This window comes from Mitsuaria sp. 7, from assembly GCF_001653795.1.
Classification (GTDB): domain Bacteria; phylum Pseudomonadota; class Gammaproteobacteria; order Burkholderiales; family Burkholderiaceae_C; genus Roseateles.
In genome coordinates this window covers 3987462-4004714 of record NZ_CP011514.1, presented here as the reverse complement: position 1 = coordinate 4004714, position 17253 = coordinate 3987462, and the positions used below count along the sequence as shown (strand labels likewise).

At 68.5% G+C, this 17253-nt stretch carries 17 protein-coding genes; 10 read left to right on the top strand and 7 right to left on the bottom strand.

Annotated elements, in window-relative coordinates; translation table 11 throughout:
* Positions 1-24: 24 nt before the first annotated feature.
* The 5 genes from ABE85_RS17555 to ABE85_RS17535 all read right to left on the bottom strand — a co-directional run bounded on the left by ABE85_RS17555 (position 25) and on the right by ABE85_RS17535 (position 5899).
* The gene (locus ABE85_RS17555; RefSeq protein ID WP_067277442.1) at positions 25-1173 is read right to left on the bottom strand and encodes a LegC family aminotransferase; all 1149 of its coding nucleotides are present in this window, start codon (positions 1171-1173) and stop codon (positions 25-27) included.
* Positions 1174-1184: 11 nt separating this feature from the next.
* A complete protein-coding gene (locus ABE85_RS17550; RefSeq protein WP_067277438.1) occupies positions 1185-2165 on the bottom strand; it encodes an NAD-dependent 4,6-dehydratase LegB in 981 nt (326 codons plus the stop codon).
* Between the two features lie 17 nt (positions 2166-2182).
* Positions 2183-2593 (bottom strand): MarR family EPS-associated transcriptional regulator, encoded by a 411-nt coding sequence (locus tag ABE85_RS17545; RefSeq protein ID WP_067277435.1) that lies wholly within the window; start codon positions 2591-2593, stop codon positions 2183-2185.
* 137 nt (positions 2594-2730) lie between these two features.
* Entirely contained in the window at positions 2731-3858 is a 1128-nt protein-coding gene (locus ABE85_RS17540) for a Wzz/FepE/Etk N-terminal domain-containing protein (RefSeq protein ID WP_082938707.1), read from the bottom strand.
* A 4-nt stretch (positions 3859-3862) separates the two neighbouring features.
* Positions 3863-5899: an SLBB domain-containing protein gene (locus ABE85_RS17535; protein ID WP_197507044.1), complete on the bottom strand. Its 2037-nt coding sequence runs from the start codon at positions 5897-5899 to the stop codon at positions 3863-3865.
* Between the two features lie 142 nt (positions 5900-6041).
* Here ABE85_RS17535 and ABE85_RS17530 point away from each other — a divergent pair, with 142 nt between their 5' ends.
* Complete coding sequence (locus ABE85_RS17530) at positions 6042-7157, top strand: glycosyltransferase (RefSeq protein WP_067277429.1); 1116 nt, start codon at positions 6042-6044, stop codon at positions 7155-7157.
* 82 nt (positions 7158-7239) lie between these two features.
* Positions 7240-8790, top strand: coding sequence for a DEAD/DEAH box helicase (locus ABE85_RS17525; protein ID WP_067277423.1), 1551 nt, complete (start codon positions 7240-7242; stop codon positions 8788-8790).
* 57 nt (positions 8791-8847) lie between these two features.
* Here the strand turns inward: ABE85_RS17525 and ABE85_RS17520 are convergent, their stop codons facing one another.
* The gene (locus tag ABE85_RS17520) at positions 8848-9639 is read right to left on the bottom strand and encodes an SAM-dependent methyltransferase (RefSeq protein WP_067277420.1); all 792 of its coding nucleotides are present in this window, start codon (positions 9637-9639) and stop codon (positions 8848-8850) included.
* Between the two features lie 36 nt (positions 9640-9675).
* Positions 9676-10287 carry a Maf family nucleotide pyrophosphatase gene (locus ABE85_RS17515; RefSeq protein WP_157522568.1) on the bottom strand — a complete coding sequence of 204 codons (612 nt, stop codon included), beginning with the start codon at positions 10285-10287 and terminating at the stop codon, positions 9676-9678.
* A 50-nt stretch (positions 10288-10337) separates the two neighbouring features.
* Here ABE85_RS17515 and ABE85_RS17510 point away from each other — a divergent pair, with 50 nt between their 5' ends.
* From ABE85_RS17510 to fabF, 8 genes are all read left to right on the top strand, one after another.
* Positions 10338-10901 (top strand): DUF177 domain-containing protein, encoded by a 564-nt coding sequence (locus ABE85_RS17510; protein WP_067277414.1) that lies wholly within the window; start codon positions 10338-10340, stop codon positions 10899-10901.
* 253 nt (positions 10902-11154) lie between these two features.
* Positions 11155-11340 (top strand): 50S ribosomal protein L32, encoded by a 186-nt coding sequence (rpmF, locus tag ABE85_RS17505; RefSeq protein WP_067277410.1) that lies wholly within the window; start codon positions 11155-11157, stop codon positions 11338-11340.
* Between the two features lie 217 nt (positions 11341-11557).
* The gene (gene plsX / locus ABE85_RS17500; RefSeq protein ID WP_067277407.1) at positions 11558-12691 is read left to right on the top strand and encodes a phosphate acyltransferase PlsX; all 1134 of its coding nucleotides are present in this window, start codon (positions 11558-11560) and stop codon (positions 12689-12691) included.
* Positions 12688-13677 carry a beta-ketoacyl-ACP synthase III gene (locus tag ABE85_RS17495; protein WP_067277403.1) on the top strand — a complete coding sequence of 330 codons (990 nt, stop codon included), beginning with the start codon at positions 12688-12690 and terminating at the stop codon, positions 13675-13677. Before plsX ends, ABE85_RS17495 begins: the two co-directional genes overlap by 4 nt.
* A gap of 125 nt (positions 13678-13802) precedes the next feature.
* A complete protein-coding gene (gene fabD / locus ABE85_RS17490) occupies positions 13803-14744 on the top strand; it encodes an ACP S-malonyltransferase (RefSeq protein WP_067277399.1) in 942 nt (313 codons plus the stop codon).
* 40 nt (positions 14745-14784) lie between these two features.
* A complete protein-coding gene (gene fabG / locus ABE85_RS17485; RefSeq protein WP_067277396.1) occupies positions 14785-15534 on the top strand; it encodes a 3-oxoacyl-ACP reductase FabG in 750 nt (249 codons plus the stop codon).
* Between the two features lie 195 nt (positions 15535-15729).
* The gene (gene acpP, locus ABE85_RS17480) at positions 15730-15969 is read left to right on the top strand and encodes an acyl carrier protein (protein WP_058936430.1); all 240 of its coding nucleotides are present in this window, start codon (positions 15730-15732) and stop codon (positions 15967-15969) included.
* Between the two features lie 9 nt (positions 15970-15978).
* Positions 15979-17226, top strand: a complete 1248-nt coding sequence (gene fabF, locus ABE85_RS17475) for a beta-ketoacyl-ACP synthase II (RefSeq protein WP_067277393.1) — start codon at positions 15979-15981, stop codon at positions 17224-17226.
* Positions 17227-17253 lie beyond the last annotated feature (27 nt).

Genomic DNA, 17253 nt, shown 5'->3' with positions numbered 1-17253 from the left:
CGGGAACGGGGCGTGCGTGCGGCGTCATGCCGCTTCCGGCGTCACGCTGCTGGGCAGGTTCACCACCCGCGCCTCCAGCCATTCCGCGTTGTCCAGCGGACCCCGCGGGGACTTCGCGTACAGGGGCAGGCGGTTCATCAGCGCCCAGATCGGACGCGTCATCACGCCGGCGTCGTTCGTCGCCTTGAGCAGCGCCTCGCGCTGCGCGGGGCCCTCGCAGACGACGCCGTTGAGCCAGTAGTTCGAGCGGCAGTGTTCCGGCTCGACGATGGGCTGCAGGTCCGTGCCGGCGAAGAACGCGATGTAGCGCTCGGCCAGCGCGCGCTTGGACGCCAGGAAGGCCGGGAGCTGCTCCAGCTGCGCGCAGCCCAGCGCCGCGTTCAGGTTGGGCATGCGGTAGTTGTAGCCGACCTCGTCGTGGAAGAACTCGTACGGGTGCGGGATCTTGGCCGTCGTGGTCAGGTGCTTGGCGCGCTTGCCGATGGTCTCGTCCGCCAGCACCATGCCGCCGCCGCCGGTGGTCATGATCTTGTTGCCGTTGAAGCTCAGCACGCCGATGCGGCCGAAGTTGCCGGTGTGCCGGCCCTTGTAGTAGCTGCCCAGCGATTCCGCCGCGTCCTCGACCAGCACCAGATGCCAGCGGTCGCAGACCGCGACCAGCGCGTCCAGGTCGACCGGATGGCCGAAGGTGTGCATCGGCAGGCAGGCGCGGATGCGGCGCCCGCCGTCGCGCGTGCGGCAGACGCCGTCGTCGTCGATCAGCGCGTGCTCCTCGAGCCACGCGTCCAGCGCGCCGGGCGACAGGCCCAGCGTGTGGCGGTCGACGTCGATGAACAGCGGCTCCGCGCCGCAGTAGGCGATCGCGTTGCAGGTCGCCACGAAGGTCAGCGACTGCGTCACCACCAGGTCGTCGCGTTCGACGCCCGCCAGCACCAGCGCGATGTGCAGCGCCGCCGTGCCGTTCATCACCGCGACCGCGCGCGGGCTGCCGGTGAAGGCGGCCGTGTCCTTCTCGAAGCGGTCGACATAGGCGCCGACGCTGGAGACGAAGGTCGAGTCGATGGTGTCCACCAGCAGCTCGCGCTCGCGACCGCGGAACACGGGCGCGTGCAGCGGGATGAACTCGTTGGTGGCGTATTGCTCGCGGACGAAACTGACGAGGCGGTCGAACATCGCGGCGGTCCTCAGACGTTGTAGATGTGGGCCTTGTACTTCGCCAGGTTGGCCGGCTGCGTCATCCACTCGATGGTGCGGCGCAGGCCGTCGCGGATGTCGTGGCGCGGCTCGAAGCCGGTCAGGCCGCGGATGCGCGCGTTGTCGCACCACAGGCGGAAGACCTCGGACTTCTCCGGGCGGATGCGCTGGTCGTCGGTGATGAACTCGACGTCGCTGCCCATCAGCTCCTTGATCAGGTTCAGCGTGTCGCCGACCGAGATCTCGTAGTTGGAGCCGATGTTGACGGTCTCGCCGATCGCCTGCTCGCAGCGCGCCAGTTCGAGGAAGCCGCGGCAGGTGTCGGCGACGTAGTTGAAGTCGCGCGTGGGGGTCGTGTCGCCGAGCTTGATCTGCTTCATGCCCGAGGCGATCTGCGTGATGATCGTCGGGATCACCGCGCGCGCCGACTGGCGCGGGCCGTAGGTGTTGAACGGGCGCGCGATCGTCAGCGGCAGGTTGAACGCGTTGAAGTAGCTCATCGCCATCGCGTCCGCGCCGATCTTGGACGCGCTGTATGGCGACTGCGCCTGCAGCGGATGCTTCTCGTCGATGGGCACGTAGCGCGCGGTGCCGTAGACCTCGCTCGTCGAGGTGTGGATCACGCGCTGCACGCCGTTGTCCAGCGCCGCCTGGCAGATGTTGAGCGTGCCCTTGACGTTGGTGTCGACGTAGCTGTCCGGCGCCACGTACGAGTAGGGGATCGCGATCAGCGCCGCGAGGTGGAACACCGCGTCCTGGCCCTGCGTGACCTTGCGGCAGAAGTGCGGGTCGCGGACGTCGCCGCTGACGATCTCCACGTCCTTGGCGCAGTCGATGTCGTCCAGCCAGCCCCAGTAGTTGAAGGAGTTGTACTGGCTCAGGGCCTTGACCTCCAGGCCTTCCCGAACCAGCAGTTCGACAAGGTGGGAGCCGATGAAACCGTCGGCGCCGGTCACGAGGACACGCTTCATTGTGGTGTTGCTTTCAATCAGGACTTCGAGGTCGGGGAGGGGGGCGCGCCGGCGTCGGCCGGCGGGCTGCGCCGGAGTTCGTCATGCAGCGCATCGATCGTGCGGCGCAGGGTTTCGAACTCCGCTTCCTTGCGCTGGAGGAATTCCTTGGTCATGCGCGCCTTCTCCAACAGGCCCACCGGCGTCAGCAGGTAGCTGTACGCGAGCTTGTGGTCGCTGCGCTCGAAATTGCGCATCTTCACCAGCCCCTTGTTCAGCAGCGCCTGCAGCAGGTAATGCGTCTTGCCCAGGCTGATGCCGAGCTGCTTGGACAGGCTGCGCTGCGAGATGTGCGGATCCTGCTCCAGCGCGCGCAGCACCATCAGGCGTGCGTCGTCGGTGCTGGGATCGCTCGCCGCTTCGGGCGTGGGGGCGGGTTGGGCGGACATGCGTTCAGAAGTTGAACGAGTAGTCTAGCACGCCCGTTCAGCGATTGAACGGGTTCCGGCCTGCCCGTCGATCAGGAGAGATCGGCTGGCTCCCCGCTCTCCCCGGACTCTCCCCGGACTCTTCCCGGGGATCCCCTTCATCGAGGCGTCGCAGATCTCCACAGATGCCGGCCCGCGACGTGCACGGCCAGCAGCAGGGCGACGATCAGGGCGACCGCCACCGCGATCGACGCGCGCTTGGGCTTGCTCTTCCATTCGGGCACCAGCGCCTGGTCCACGACCTGGATGCTGTTGTCCTCGAGGCTTTCCTCCAGCCGTGCCGCCTCGAACTGACGGGCGATCTGGTCGAAGAGCGCTTCCTGGTACTTGAACTCGCGGTACTTGCTCACGTAGTCCGGGCCTTGGGCGACATCGGTCTTCTGCTCCAGCGCCCGCAGTTGCGCGCGCAGGGCGCCGGCGGCGGCCGTCAGCGGCGCCAGCTCCGGCGACCGGTCGGCCAGCACGCTGCGCATGCTGTTCAGGCGGACCTCGGTCGCCGTCAGTTCGGCCTTGATGCGGGCGTACTCCTCGGCGGCGGCCTTGGGCTCGGCGCGCAACGCGCCCTGGCTGAAGCCGGTGGCCTGCAGCGCGGTCTGGGCTTCGGTCAGGCGCAGCTTGGTGCGTTCGAGCTGCTGTTCGAAGAAGGCGCGCTTGCGTTGCGCCTCGGTCAGCGACATCGAGGCCGTCATCGTGCGCAGCTCATCGACGTACTGGTTGGCCATCTTCGCCGCGCGTTGCGGGTCGCCGTCGTCCACCTCGACGGTGATCAGGCCGTCCTTCTTGTTGAAGGAGATCCGCGAGCGGGACTTGAGCACGTCGCGCGACTCGAAGCGGAAGTTCGTCTTGTAGAGCTCCTGCAGCTTGAACCGGTCGAGCAGCTTGTCGGCGACCGTCTGGCTCTGCATCAGCGACACGTACATGTCGCCGGAACCCTTGGCGGCGCCGCCACCGCCGCCGCCGGCAAGGCTGGCCAGCGAACCGAGCGACGAGCTCAGCGCCGCGCTCAGCCCGCCGCTGCCGCCCTGGGGCGGCAGGAAGGTGGTGCGGGCGGTGAATTGAGGCGCCATCAGGTAGGTCGCGCCCAGCGCCAGTGCCCCGGCCGCGATCGGCACGAGGATCAGACGGCGCCAGTGGCGCACGAGCTCGCGCGACAGGTCGATCAGGTTGATGTCCGCGGCGGGCGCGGTCGCGCCCGGCGTCGTGCCCTGGAAGGTCGTCTGCGTCATGGGGTCAGTTCTTGATCGTCTGCAGCGCCGCGATGCCCAGGCCGAAGTTGGCCAGGATCTGCGTCCAGTCCTTCGCGTCCTGGATGAACGTCGACTTGTTCATCTCTTCAGGCACGAAGACCGTGTCGCCCGGCAAGGCTTGAAGGCCGGCGAGGCTGGTGCCGCCGAACCAGCCGCTGTTCTGCTGGCGTGCGCTCACGACCGTGCCGTTCGCGCGGATCACGAAGGCGCCGCGCGCATCCGCGCCGCGGGTCGGGCCGCCGGCGAGCTTCATCACGTCGTCGACGGTCGCGCTGCTCTGCAGCAGGAAGCTGCCCGCGTTGAACACGCTGCCGAACACGCCCACCGTCGTCGGCTTGGCCGGCACCATCAACCGGTCGCCGTCCTCCACGGTCAGGACGGGCAGGCGTTGCGCGTCGGGTTCGAGCTGCAGCACCACGCGGCCGGTGGGACGCACGGCGCGCAGGCGCGCCACCAGGCGTTCGGTGCCGGCGGCGCGTTGGGCATTGCCCGCCGCTTCATCGGCCGTCGTCGCGCGCTGCGTGCTGCTGTTCTTGGTGAACTCCGTCTCCAGGTCGCGCAGCGCGCGGTCGTAGTTCTCCTGCTGCGACTGGCGCACGCTGTCGCGCGAGAAGTCGGTGCCGAAGACGTACGCCTGCGGCGTCAGACCGCCGGCCGCAGCGATCGCGTCCTGCAAGGTGCTCGTCGGCGGCAGCACGTATTCGCCGGGGCGGGCGACTTCGCCTTCCACCGTCACGCGCTTGTACTGCTTGCCCAGCGGCAGCGCCGCGTTGACGCTGCTGAACACGCGGACCACGTCGCCGTTGCTGGCCGCCGTCTTCAGCTGTGCCGGCAGTTGCAGTTCGCGCACGCGGCGGTCGTTGCGGTCGCTCAACTGTTCGATCGACACGCGCGAGCGGTCCGCCACGGCGCTGAAACCGCCGGACATCGCGAGGACATCGTCCACCGTCTCGCCGGGCTTGAGCTCGACGATCGACGGCCGGTTCACGCTGCCGAGCACGGCCACCTGCGGGCCGATCGGGCCGATGTGGATCACATCCTCGGCCTGCAATGCACGATCGCTGGCCTTGTCGCCCTTGAGCAGCAGGTCATAGGCGTCGAAGTTGGCGACGACCTGGCCGTTGCGGCGCAGCTCGATCTGGCGGAAGCTGCCGGCCGCGGAGGGGCCGCCGGCGCGGATCAGGCCGTTGACGATCGTGGCCAGGCTGCTCACCGTGTAGGCGCCGGGCTTGGCGGTGAAGCCGGTGACGTAGATGCGGATCGTGCGCAGCTTGCCCAGCGAGGTGCTGACCTGGAAGTTCTTGAACGTCTGTGCGACACGCGCCCGGATGACTTCATTGAGGTCGCCGTAGCGCACCCCCGCCACCAGCACGGGGCCGACGCGCGGGATCGTGACGCGGCCGGCACGGTCCACGGTCAGGCGCAGGTCGGCGTCGATGGAGCCCCAGGCGGTGACCTGGATCTCGTCGCCGATGCCGATCAGGTAGTCCGCCGGCGCCTGGCGCGGGCCGTCGATCTCGGAGAGCTGACCGCGGGAGGAACGGTCGTCGAGCATCAGGTCGGCGCCCAGCCGGCGGACGATGTTGTCGGTCGAGACGTTGGCGGTCCGGCCGGCTCCGCCCATCTGCGACTGCGCGACGGTGGAGGTGTCGGCGAGGCCGGATTCGGACCGGCGCAACTGGTCCAGCGTCATGGGATCGGTCAGGTCGATGCCCAGCAGCTTGTTGACGTAGATCTCGAATTCGCCGGGCACGTACTTCGGCGCGCGGCTCTGCGGCGCCTGCTGCTGTTGCTGCTGGCTCGTGTCCTGCGCGTTGCGATTCGCCGGATTCAGCCGGACCGGTCCGGACAGATCGTTGCCCTGGTCCGACGAGGTCTGGCCCCCGTTCGTCATGACCTGCGCGAACGCGGAGGTCCCCATCAGGCAGGCCACGAGCGCCGCCAGCACGGGCCTGTGGAGGGAATGGCGCGCGCGAGTCGTGGACACCGGCGAAAGGGCGCGTTGGGCGCGAAGTTCCATGCGTGATCTCGTCTCAGATGAACGAGGCCGCCCTCGGCGGGCCTGATGACCAGGGCGTCGGAGCGACCAGCGGCGCATTCTATGGCAGCGCTGTGGCGCCAAAACCGCCTCGGGCCTGAAGCCCATCGTTACACTGCCGCCCATGTTGTATTTGCTCATCCCGTTCGCGCTGGCGGCGGCGATCACGCTCTACGTGGTGCACTCGTCGACGGTGCACGGCCATCTGTCCGCGGACCACGATCTGTCCGGTCCGCAGAAGTTCCATGCGCGGCCCGTGCCGCGCATCGGCGGCCTCGGCATCTTCGTGGGCTTGGCCGGCATGGTGGCGCTGGCGTTCCTCCTGAAGCATCCGCAGGCCAGGACCGGCCTGCTGCTGCTGCTCAGCGGCCTGCCCGCCTTCGCCGCCGGCCTGATCGAGGACTTCACCAAGAAGGTCTCGCCGCGCGAGCGCCTGATCGCCACCGCGATCTCCGCCGGGCTGGGCTGCTGGCTGCTGCAGGCCATGATCACGCGCACCGACATCCCGGGCCTCGACCTCATCGTCGGGACCACCGTCGGCGCGGTGATCATCACGATCTTCGTCGTCGCCGGCGTGGCCAACTCGGTCAACATCATCGACGGCTTCAACGGCCTGTCCTCGATGTGCGTCAGCCTGATGCTGCTCACGCTGGCGTATGTGGCCTACCAGGTCGGCGACACCGAACTCGCGCTCTGGGCGCTCGCGGGCGTCGGCGCCATCCTCGGCTTCTTCGTCTGGAACTACCCCGCCGGCCTGATCTTCCTGGGCGACGGCGGCGCGTATTTCATGGGCTTCTATCTGGCGGAGATCGCCATCCTGCTGATCCACCGCCATCCGCAGGTGTCGCCGCTGTTCGCGCTGATGGTGTGCATCTATCCGGTGTTCGAGACCGTCTTCTCCATCTACCGGCGCCGCTTCCTGCGCAACACCAGCCCGGGCGATCCGGACGGCATCCACCTGCACTCGCTGATCTACCGCCGCCTGATGCGCTGGGCGATCGGCGCACGCGACGCCCGCCTGATGACGCGACGCAATTCGATGACGGCGCCCTACCTCTGGACGCTGTGCCTCTCGTCGCTGGCGCCGGCGCTGCTGTTCTGGGATTCGACGCCGATGATCGGCGGGTGCATGGTGCTGTTCGGGATCGCGTACGTCGCGCTGTACTGGCGCATCGTGCGGTTCCGGACGCCGAAGTGGATGGTCTTCCGCGGCGACCAGCGCAAGCTCACCGATCGCTAGTCGCAGTGATCCCACAACGGTCCGCGTGCGCGGATCGGTGGTTTCCCGGGGCTTTCCAGGGCTTGGAGGATAATCCGCGCCCATGACCGACACCACCCCGACGCCAAACCCTCTTTTCGACACGCTGCCGCTGGATCCCAAGCTGCTGCGCGCCGTGTCCGATCAGGGCTACGCGACGATGACGCCCATCCAGGCCAAGGCGATCCCGATCGTCCTCGCCGGCCGCGATGTGATGGGCGCCGCGCAGACCGGCACCGGCAAGACCGCCGCGTTCTCGATCCCGCTGCTGCAGCGCATGCTCAAGCACGAGAACGCCTCGATGTCTCCCGCCCGCCACCCGGTGCGCGCGCTGGTGCTGGCCCCGACCCGCGAACTCGCCGACCAGGTCGCCAACAACGTCAAGGCCTACGCCAAGCACACCAACCTGCGCGTGGCCTGCGTCTTCGGCGGCATCGACATGAAGCCGCAGACGCTGCAGCTGAAGGCCGGGGTTGAAGTCCTGATCGCCACGCCCGGCCGTCTGCTCGACCACATCGAGGCCAAGAACGCCGTGCTGAACCACGTCGAGTACGTCGTGCTCGACGAAGCGGACCGGATGCTGGACATCGGTTTCCTGCCCGACCTGCAGCGCATCCTGAGCTACCTGCCCAAGACGCGGCAGACGCTGCTGTTCTCGGCGACGTTCTCGCCCGAGATCAAGCGTCTGGCGCAGAGCTACCTGCAGGAGCCGGAGCTGGTGGAGGTCGCCCGTCCGAACGCGACGGCCTCGACCGTCGAGCAGCGCTTCTTCAGCGTCGACGACGACGACAAGCGCGCCGCGGTCAAGCAGCTGCTGCGCCAGCGCGAGATCCGTCAGGCGATCGTGTTCGTGAATTCCAAGCTCGGCGCGGCGCGCCTGGCCCGCACCTTCGAGCGCGACGGTCTGAGGACCGCCGCCCTGCACGGGGACAAGTCCCAGGACGAACGCCTGAAGTCGCTGGAAGCGTTCAAGCGCGGCGAGGTGGACCTGCTGGTCGCGACCGACGTGGCCGCGCGCGGCCTGGACATCGCCGACCTGCCGGCCGTCTTCAACTTCGACGTGCCGTTCAATGCCGAGGACTATGTGCACCGCATCGGCCGTACCGGCCGCGCGGGCGCGTCGGGCCTGGCCTTCACGCTGGTGACCAAGGGCGATGCGCGTCTGGTCGGCGAGATCGAGAAGCTGATCAAGCGCAAGCTCGACCTAGAGCCGATCGAGCTTGAGGGTGAACGCCGTCGTCCTGACGGCGATCGCGGCGACCGCGCCCCTCGCGGCGAGCGCCCGGACCGGGGCGAGCGCACCGACCGTGCGCCGCAAGGCGAGGGCGGCGGCGAGCGTCGCGACTTCCGCCGCGAGCGCGAAGACCGTCGGGACGAAGCCTACAGTTCGCATGGCTCGCATTCGCATGCACCGGCGCGCGCACCGCGCCAGGCCTACGACCCGCTGTTCGACAAGCCTTACGAGGCCACCCAGGGCTCCGATGTGGCGGCCTGGGAAAAGGGTCCGTCCAACGGGCCGCGCGGCGCCCTGTCGTCCAACATCAAGCCGAAGAAGAGGGTGGCGGCGCTGTTCGGCGCCAAGCCGCCTCCGGTCACGGCGGACAGCGAATCCTGATCCGCGAATCCTGATCCGCGAGTCCCGATCGGGCGAGACCCGGTCGGCGAACGTTGATCAGCGAACGCCGAGGATCGCGAACACCGCCGGCACCTTGTCCGGCAGCGTCTTCGGCGCCTGACGCCATTGCTCGACCGTGGCCGTATGCGACCACGCGTCCTTCAGGCTCAAGCCACAACTGACCGACAGCAGCGAGCCCGGCCTCAGTCCCGCCAGCAGCGCCTGCAGCAGCGCGCTGTTGCGATACGGCGTCTCGATCATGAGCTGGGTCTGCTGCTCGCGGGCCGAGAAGGCGTCCAGCGCCTTGATGCGCGCGGTGCGCTCGGCCGCTTCCAGCGGCAGATAACCGACGAAGGCGAAGCTCTGGCCGTTCAGTCCGCTCGCGGCGAGCGCCAGCAGCAGCGAGCTCGGCCCGGTCAGCGGCACGACCTGCACCTTCGCCGCATGGGCCGCGGCGACCAGCTTCGCACCCGGATCCGCGATGGCAGGCATGCCCGCCTCGGAGATCAGGCCGATGTCGTGACCGCTCATCGCCGGCTCCAGCAGCGCCAGCCAGAGCTTCTCTTCACTCGACGACGCCGTGGCGGCGCCGGCCGCGGGACCGCGGCCCTTGGGCGGGCGCGGAAGCTCCTCGATGTGCTGTTCCTGCAGCGGCACCGCCAGCGGATGGATGGCCCCCACACGCTTGAGGAAGGCGCGCGTGGTCTTGGCGTTCTCGGCCGCCCAATGCGTGATCGAGGCGGCGCGTGCGAGCACGGCGTCGGGCAAGACCTCGCGCAGGTCGACCTCCTGGCCGTTCATGCCGAAGTCGAGGGTGTTGGGGACGAGGTAGAGGCGGCCGCGGGTCATTGTTGTTCTCGAAATGGGCGAAGTCAGGGGGCGGATTCAGGCGAGTCGGCTCAGCACGTCCAGCCCGCCGCGACGCAGCAGCGCTGCGGTGCGGATCAACGGCAGGCCGATCAGCGCCGTCGGATCGTCGGAGTCGATCGCGTCCAGCAGCGCGATGCCCAGGCCTTCGGCCTTGGCGCTGCCGGCGCAGTCATAGGGTTGCTCGGCGCGGAGGTAACGCTCGATCTCGGCATCGCTCAGGTCGCGGAAGCGGACGCGCACCGGGGCCAGGTCTTGCGCGGTGAAGCCGGTCGCCTCGCAGACCACCGCCAGCGCCGTCTGGAACACGACGGTGCGACCCCGCATCGCGCGCAGCTGTTCGACGGCCCGCTCATGGGTGCCTGGCTTTCCGATCGGCTGGCCGTCGAGGTCTGCGACCTGGTCCGAGCCGATCACCAGCGCCTGCGGGAAACGCGCCGCCACCGCCCGGGCCTTGGCCAGGGCCAGGCGGCGGGCGAGCGCTTCAGGCGTTTCGCCCGGCTGCGGGGTTTCGTCCACGTCCGGCGCGGCCGTCTCGAACGGCAGCCGCAGGCGCTCCAGCAACTCGCGCCGGTAGCGGGAGGTGGAGCCTAGGATGAGCGGGCGCGAGGCCCCGGACGCATCGGTCATGGGGGTGGATTCTCCCATCGGGGCGGAGGCGGCTCGTACACTTGCGCCCCATGAAACCGCGTTCGTTCGATCCATTGAAACTCGATGTCGGCTTCTTCGCCCGTGAGGGCGGCACGTTGGCTGGCGAGTGGCCCGCCACCAGCCTGACGCGCCTGGCCGAGGCCGCCGCGCCCGAGTCCGATCCGGCCCAATGGCCGCCCGTGTCCTGGTCCACCCAGGGCGAGCTGCGCACGCCCAAGGGCGGCGAGCCGCAGGCGTGGCTCGAGCTGACCGCCGAGGCGCAGGTCGCGGTGACCTGCCAGCGCTGTCTGCAGCCGGTGCGCGAGGATCTGGCGGTGTCGCGCTGGTTCCGCTTCGTCAAGGACGAGGACATGGCCGCCGAGATGGACATGGACTCGGACGACGACGTCCTGGCGCTGCCGCGCCACCTGGATCTGCGCGAGCTGATCGAGGACGAGCTGCTGCTGACCCTGCCCGTCGTGCCGCGTCACGACGTGTGCCCGGAGCCGCTGCCGCACGCGAACGTCGACGAGGACGAGGCGCCGGCGGAAGAGCGGCCCAATCCGTTTGCGGCACTGGCGGCGCTGAAGAAGGGCTCCGGCGGCAAGGCCTGAGGGCGCGGCCACGACGCTTTCCGGTTCACCGGATTTGCGAGTCCGGCGGGTGCTGTGCTATAGTTTCCGGCTTTCCCGGATAGAAGTTCGTCCACACGGTCCTGCGATCAAACGGACGAGCGGTACCGGGACCGAGGCGTCGGTAGCGGAGCATCGCATCCTCCCGGATGGATCCGCGGCACAGCTCGAGTTCTCTCGAGAGCCCGAGCAACCTCGAATCACCAGCCAGCCGAAGCCTTTAGGAGAATCCATCATGGCCGTTCAGCAAAACAAGAAGTCCCCTTCCAAGCGCGGCATGCACCGTTCGCACAACGCCCTGGTCACCCCGGGCACCGCGATCGAGCCGACCACCGGTGAAGTGCATCTGCGCCACCACATCAGCCCCAACGGCTTCTATCGTGGCCGCAAGGTGCTGAAGACCAAGGGCGACGCCGCCTGATCGATTCGATCAGCCGGTCCGGAGGGCTCCCACGGGCCCCCGCCTGGTCTCACCGATTGAAAAAGCCCGGTTCCGCATCACGCGTCGCCGGGCTTTTGCATTTCCGATCCTTCCCGCGGAGGGGGTTCCCCTTCCTCCGGAAGCCTTCCCTTGTCGCGCACGCTTCTTGCGGGGTCGCTACAGTCGCACCTTCGACCGGTGTTCTTCTCAGGTTTCGATGACCGCAATTCCCGCCACCCGCTCATCGCCCTCCGCCGAGCCGCTCCGCCTGTCGGTGGACTGCATGGGCGGCGATCACGGCCCCGCCGTCACCCTGCCGGCTTGCCAGGCTTTCCTCGCCGCGCATCCGCAGGTGGAGCTCGTGCTGGTGGGTCTGCCCGACGCGCTCAAGGCGGCTGAATCCTGGCCGCGCACGCGCATCGTCGCGGCCAGCGAGGTCGTCAGCATGGACGATCCCATCGAGGTCGCCCTGCGGCGCAAGAAGGATTCGTCGATGCGGGTGGCGCTCTCGCAGCTCAAGCCGGCCAAGGACGGCACGCCCGCGCAGGCGCATGCCTGCGTCTCGGCCGGCAACACCGGCGCGCTGATGGCGGTTGCCAAGTACCTGCTGAAGACGCTCGAGGGCATCGACCGTCCCGCCATCGCCACCGTGATGCCCAACCAGATCGGCGGCTTCACGACGGTGCTGGACCTCGGCGCCAATGTCGATTGCGGCCCGGAGCACCTGCTGCAGTTCGCCGTCATGGGCAGCGCGCTGGTGTCGGCGGTGGACGGCAAGGAGAACCCCACGGTCGGCCTGCTGAACATCGGCGAGGAAATGATCAAGGGCAACGAGACGATCAAGCGCGCGGGCGAACTGCTGCGCGAGGCCGCCTCGCACGACCAGTTGAACTTCCACGGCAATGTGGAGGGCAACGACATCTTCAAGGGCACCACGGACATCGTCGTCTGCGACGGCTTCGTCGGCAACGTGGCGCTGAAGACGGCCGAAGGGCTGGCCAGCATGATCTCCAGCTTCATCCGGGCGGAGTTCACCCGCAGCTGGTGGACCAAGGCGATCGCGCTGCTGGCGATGCCGGTGCTGCAGCGTTTCAAGGACCGCGTCGACCACCGCCGCTTCAACGGCGCGGCGCTGCTGGGCCTGCGCGGCCTGGTCTTCAAGAGCCACGGTTCGGCCGATGCCTTCGCTTTCGAGCAGGCATTGAACCGGGCGTATGATGCGGCCCGCAACCGGCTTCTAGACCGGGTTCACGATCGCATCGTCGCAACGCTGCAGGCGCTTCCCACGCCTGCCAATGAGGAGGGCGGCGATGCAGGAGACACGGCGGCCACCGCCGCCCACGCTGCATGACCACTGCTTCCACGCGCCACGCCCGCATCCTCGGTACGGGCAGCTACCTGCCCGCGAACCGCGTCACCAATTCGGCCCTGGCGGAACGCCTGGCCCGCGACGGGATCGAAACTTCCCATGACTGGATCGTCGAGCGCACGGGCATCCACGCCCGCCACTTCGCCGACCCTCACGTCACCTCCAGCGACCTGGCCCTGCCCGCCTCGCTCGCCGCGCTCGAATCCGCCGGCGTTCGCGCCGACGAGATCGACCTGATCATCGTCGCCACGTCCACGCCGGACATGGTGTTCCCCTCGACCGCCTGCCTGCTGCAGCAGAAGCTCGGCATCCACGGCTGCGCCGCCTTCGACGTGCAGGCCGTGTGCTCGGGCTTCGTGTACGCGTTGACGGTCGCCGATTCGATGATCAAGACCGGTGCCGCGACCAAGGCGCTGGTGGTCGGCGCCGAGGTGTTCTCGCGCATCCTCGACTTCAAGGACCGCACGACCTGCGTGCTGTTCGGCGACGGCGCCGGCGCCGTGGTGGTCGGTGCCAGCGACGAGCCCGGCATCCTCGCCAGCGAACTGCATGCCGACGGTCGCCATGTCGACATCCTCTGCACGCCGGGCACCGTGTCCGGCGGCGAGATCCTCGGCCATCCGCTGCTGAAGATGGACGGCCAGGCGGTCTTCAAGCTGGCCGTGGGCGTGCTGGAGAAGGTCGCGCGCTCGGTCCTCGAGAAGGCCGGCCGCCACGAGTCCGACATCGACTGGCTGATCCCGCACCAGGCCAACATCCGGATCATGCAGGGCACGGCCAAGAAGCTGAAGATGCCGCTGGACAAGCTGATCGCGACCGTCGACGAGCACGGCAACACCTCCGCGGCATCGATCCCGCTGGCCTTCGACGTCGCGGTCCGCGCCGGCAAGATCAAGCGCGGCGACACGGTGATGCTGGAAGGGGTCGGCGGCGGCTTCACCTGGGGCGCGGTGCTGCTGGATTTCTGATTTCCGATGCTGTTCCGGCGCCCGATCCTGGTGGCCGGACCCGCGTGGACCGCAGCGGCACCCCGGGTGCCGCGCCGCTGTCACGCGCGCTTCTCCCTCCTCACAGATAGTCCCGGACTCGAACCATGAGCAAGAACTTCGCAATCGTCTTCCCCGGCCAGGGCTCGCAGTCGGTCGGCATGCTGGACGCCTGGGGCGATCATCCGGAGGTGGTCCGCACCCTGGCGGAAGCTTCGGCCGCGCTGGGCGAGGACATCGGCGCGTTGATCAAGAACGGTCCGAAAGAACAGCTGGATCTGACGACCAACACCCAGCCGGTGATGCTGACCGCCGGCATCGCCGCCTACCGCGCATGGATCGCGGAGACCGGGCTGGTCCCGGCGGCCGCTGCCGGCCACTCGCTGGGCGAGTACACGGCGCTGGTCGCCGCGGGCGCGCTGAGCCTGGCGGATGCGCTGCCGCTGGTGCGCTTCCGCGCGCAGGCCATGCAGGAGGCCGTGCCGGTCGGCACCGGCGCCATGTCCGCCATCCTGGGCCTGGACGCCGCGGTGGTCCGCGAGGTCTGCCAGAAGATCGCCGCCGAATCCGGCGAGGTCGTCGAGGCCGTCAATTTCAACGACCCGAAGCAGACCGTGATCGCCGGCTCGAAGGCGGGCGTCGAGAAGGCCAATGAAGCCCTCAAGGCGGCCGGCGCGAAGCGCGCGCTGCCGCTGCCGGTGTCGGCGCCGTTCCATTCCAGCCTGATGAAGCCGGCCGCCGAGCGACTGCGCGAGAAGCTCGCCGCCGTGTCGTTCCAGCGCGCCGCCTTCCCCGTGATCAACAACATCGACGTCGCCGTGACCGACGACGCCCAGGCGCTGCGCGACGCGCTGTTCCGCCAGGCCTTCGGCCCGGTGCGCTGGGTCGAAGTCGTGCTGGCGCTCAAGGCGCGCGGCCTGGACACGCTGATCGAGTGCGGCCCCGGCAAGGTGCTCGCCGGCATGGCCAAGCGCATCGACGCGGACCTGGTCAGCGCGACCGTGCTGGACCCGGCCTCGCTGGCCGAAGCCAAGGCGCTGCTGGCCTGAGCCACATCCTCTTCCTTCCGAATCCCTCCCGAGGTTTCCCATGTCCGACAACAAGCCCGATAACAAGCACGTCGCGCTGGTGACCGGCGCCAGCCGCGGCATCGGCCGCGCGATCGCGCTGACGCTGGCCCAGAAGGGCTTCGTCGTGGTCGGCACCGCGACCAGCGAGTCCGGCGCGCAGGCGATCACCGAGGCGCTCGCGCCGCACGGCGGCCGCGGCGCGGTCCTGAACGTCAACGACGGCGCGGCCGTCAACGCGCTGATCGACGCGATCGTCGCTCAGGACGGCGGCATCCAGGTGCTGGTCAACAACGCCGGCATCACGAAGGACATGCTGTCCATGCGCATGAAGGACGAGGACTGGGACGCCGTCCTCGACACCAACCTGAAGGCCGTGTTCCGCGCCAGCCGCGCCGTCATGCGCCCGATGATGAAGCAGCGCTACGGCCGCATCATCAACATCACCTCGGTGGTGGGCGCCTCCGGCAACGCCGGCCAGGCCAACTACGCGGCCGCCAAGGCCGGCGTCGCGGGCATGACGCGTGCCCTGGCCCGTGAGCTCGGCAGCCGCTCGGTCACCGTCAACTGCGTCGCCCCCGGGTTCATCGCGACCGACATGACCGAGGTGCTGCCCGAGGCGCAGAAGACCGCGCTGCTGGCCCAGATCCCGGCCGGCCGCCTGGGCGATCCGGCCGAGATCGCCCATGCCGTGGCGTTCCTGGCTTCCCCGGAAGCCGGCTACATCACGGGCGTGGAACTGCACGTCAACGGCGGCATGTACATGAATTGAGGTGGACCCCGTCCCGCGCACCCGGCGCGGGCGGCCCACCCACCGGATTCACCCGGCCGGTGTAGGGCTGATAGAGTGCGAGCGCGCGCCGTATCCATCGTGGAAGGCGCGCCTCGGGAGGTCCGACTAGGGGCGCCACTCTAAGGCCTTAGAATCCCGGGTTGTTCTAGCAAACCACCCCCTCCTGGAGGAGTCATGAGCGATATCGAAGCACGTGTCAAGAAAATCATCGCCGAGCAACTCGGCGTGCCCGAAGCCGATGTGACCAATGAAAAGGCCTTCGTCGCCGATCTGGGCGCTGATTCTCTGGACACCGTGGAACTGGTGATGGCCCTCGAAGACGAGTTCGGCATCGAGATCCCGGACGAAGAGGCCGAGAAGATCACCACCGTGCAGCTGGCCATCGATTACGCGGTCAAGCACCAGAAGGCGTAAGCAAGCAGCATGAGCCGTCGTCGCGTCGTCGTCACCGGACTCGGCCTGATCTCGCCCGTGGGTAACACGGTCGAGGAAGGCTGGGCCAACATCGTGGCTGGCAAGTCCGGCATCGACACCATCACCCGTTTCGATGCCTCGATCCTCGCCTGCCATTTCGCGGGAGAGGTCAAGGACTTCAAGGTGGATGAGTACATCCCCGCGAAGGAAGCCCGCCACATGGATACCTTCATCCATTACGGGCTGGCGGCTTCGCTGCAGGCGGTCCGCGATGCGGGGCTGCCCACCGGCGACGCGCTCGACCCGGAACTGGCGGAGCGCATCGGCGTGCTCGTCGGTTCGGGCATCGGCGGCCTGCCGATGATCGAAGAAACCCACGCGGAACTGACCAATCGCGGCCCGCGTCGCGTCAGCCCGTTCTTCGTGCCGGCCTCGATCATCAACATGATCTCGGGCCACGTCTCGATCAAGTGCGGCTTCAAGGGGCCGAACCTGGCCATCGTGACGGCGTGCACCACCGGCCTGCACAGCATCGGAACCGCCGGTCGCATGATCGAGGCGGGCGACGCCGACGTCATGATCGCCGGCGGATCGGAATCGACCGTATCGCCGCTGGGCGTCGGCGGCTTCGCCGCGGCCCGCGCGCTGTCCACCCGCAACGACGACCCCAAGACCGCGTCCCGTCCCTGGGACAAGGACCGCGACGGCTTCGTGCTGGGCGAGGGCGCCGGCGTGCTGGTGCTCGAAGAGTACGAACACGCCAAGAAGCGCGGCGCCAAGATCTATGCGGAGCTGATCGGCTTCGGCATGAGCGCGGACGCGTATCACATGACCGCGCCCGACGTGGACGGCCCGACGCGCTCGATGCGCAACGCGCTGCGCAACGCCGGGCTGAACGCGGACCAGATCCAGTACATGAACGCGCACGGCACGTCCACGCCCCTGGGCGATGCGAACGAGACCAACGCGATCAAGCAGGCCTTCGGCGCGCATGCGAAGGACGGCCTGGTGGTGTCGTCGACCAAGTCGATGACCGGCCACCTGCTGGGCGGCGCGGGCGGCATCGAGTCCGTCTTCACCGTCATGTCGCTGCATGACCAGATCGCGCCGCCGACGATCAACCTCTTCAACCAGGATCCCGAGTGCGACCTGGACTACTGCGCCAACGAGGCGCGGAAGATGCCGATCGAGTACGCCGCGAAGAACAACTTCGGTTTCGGCGGCACGAACGGGACGCTGATCTTCAAGCGGATCTGATCGCCTGGGCTGCTGATCGCGTCAAGC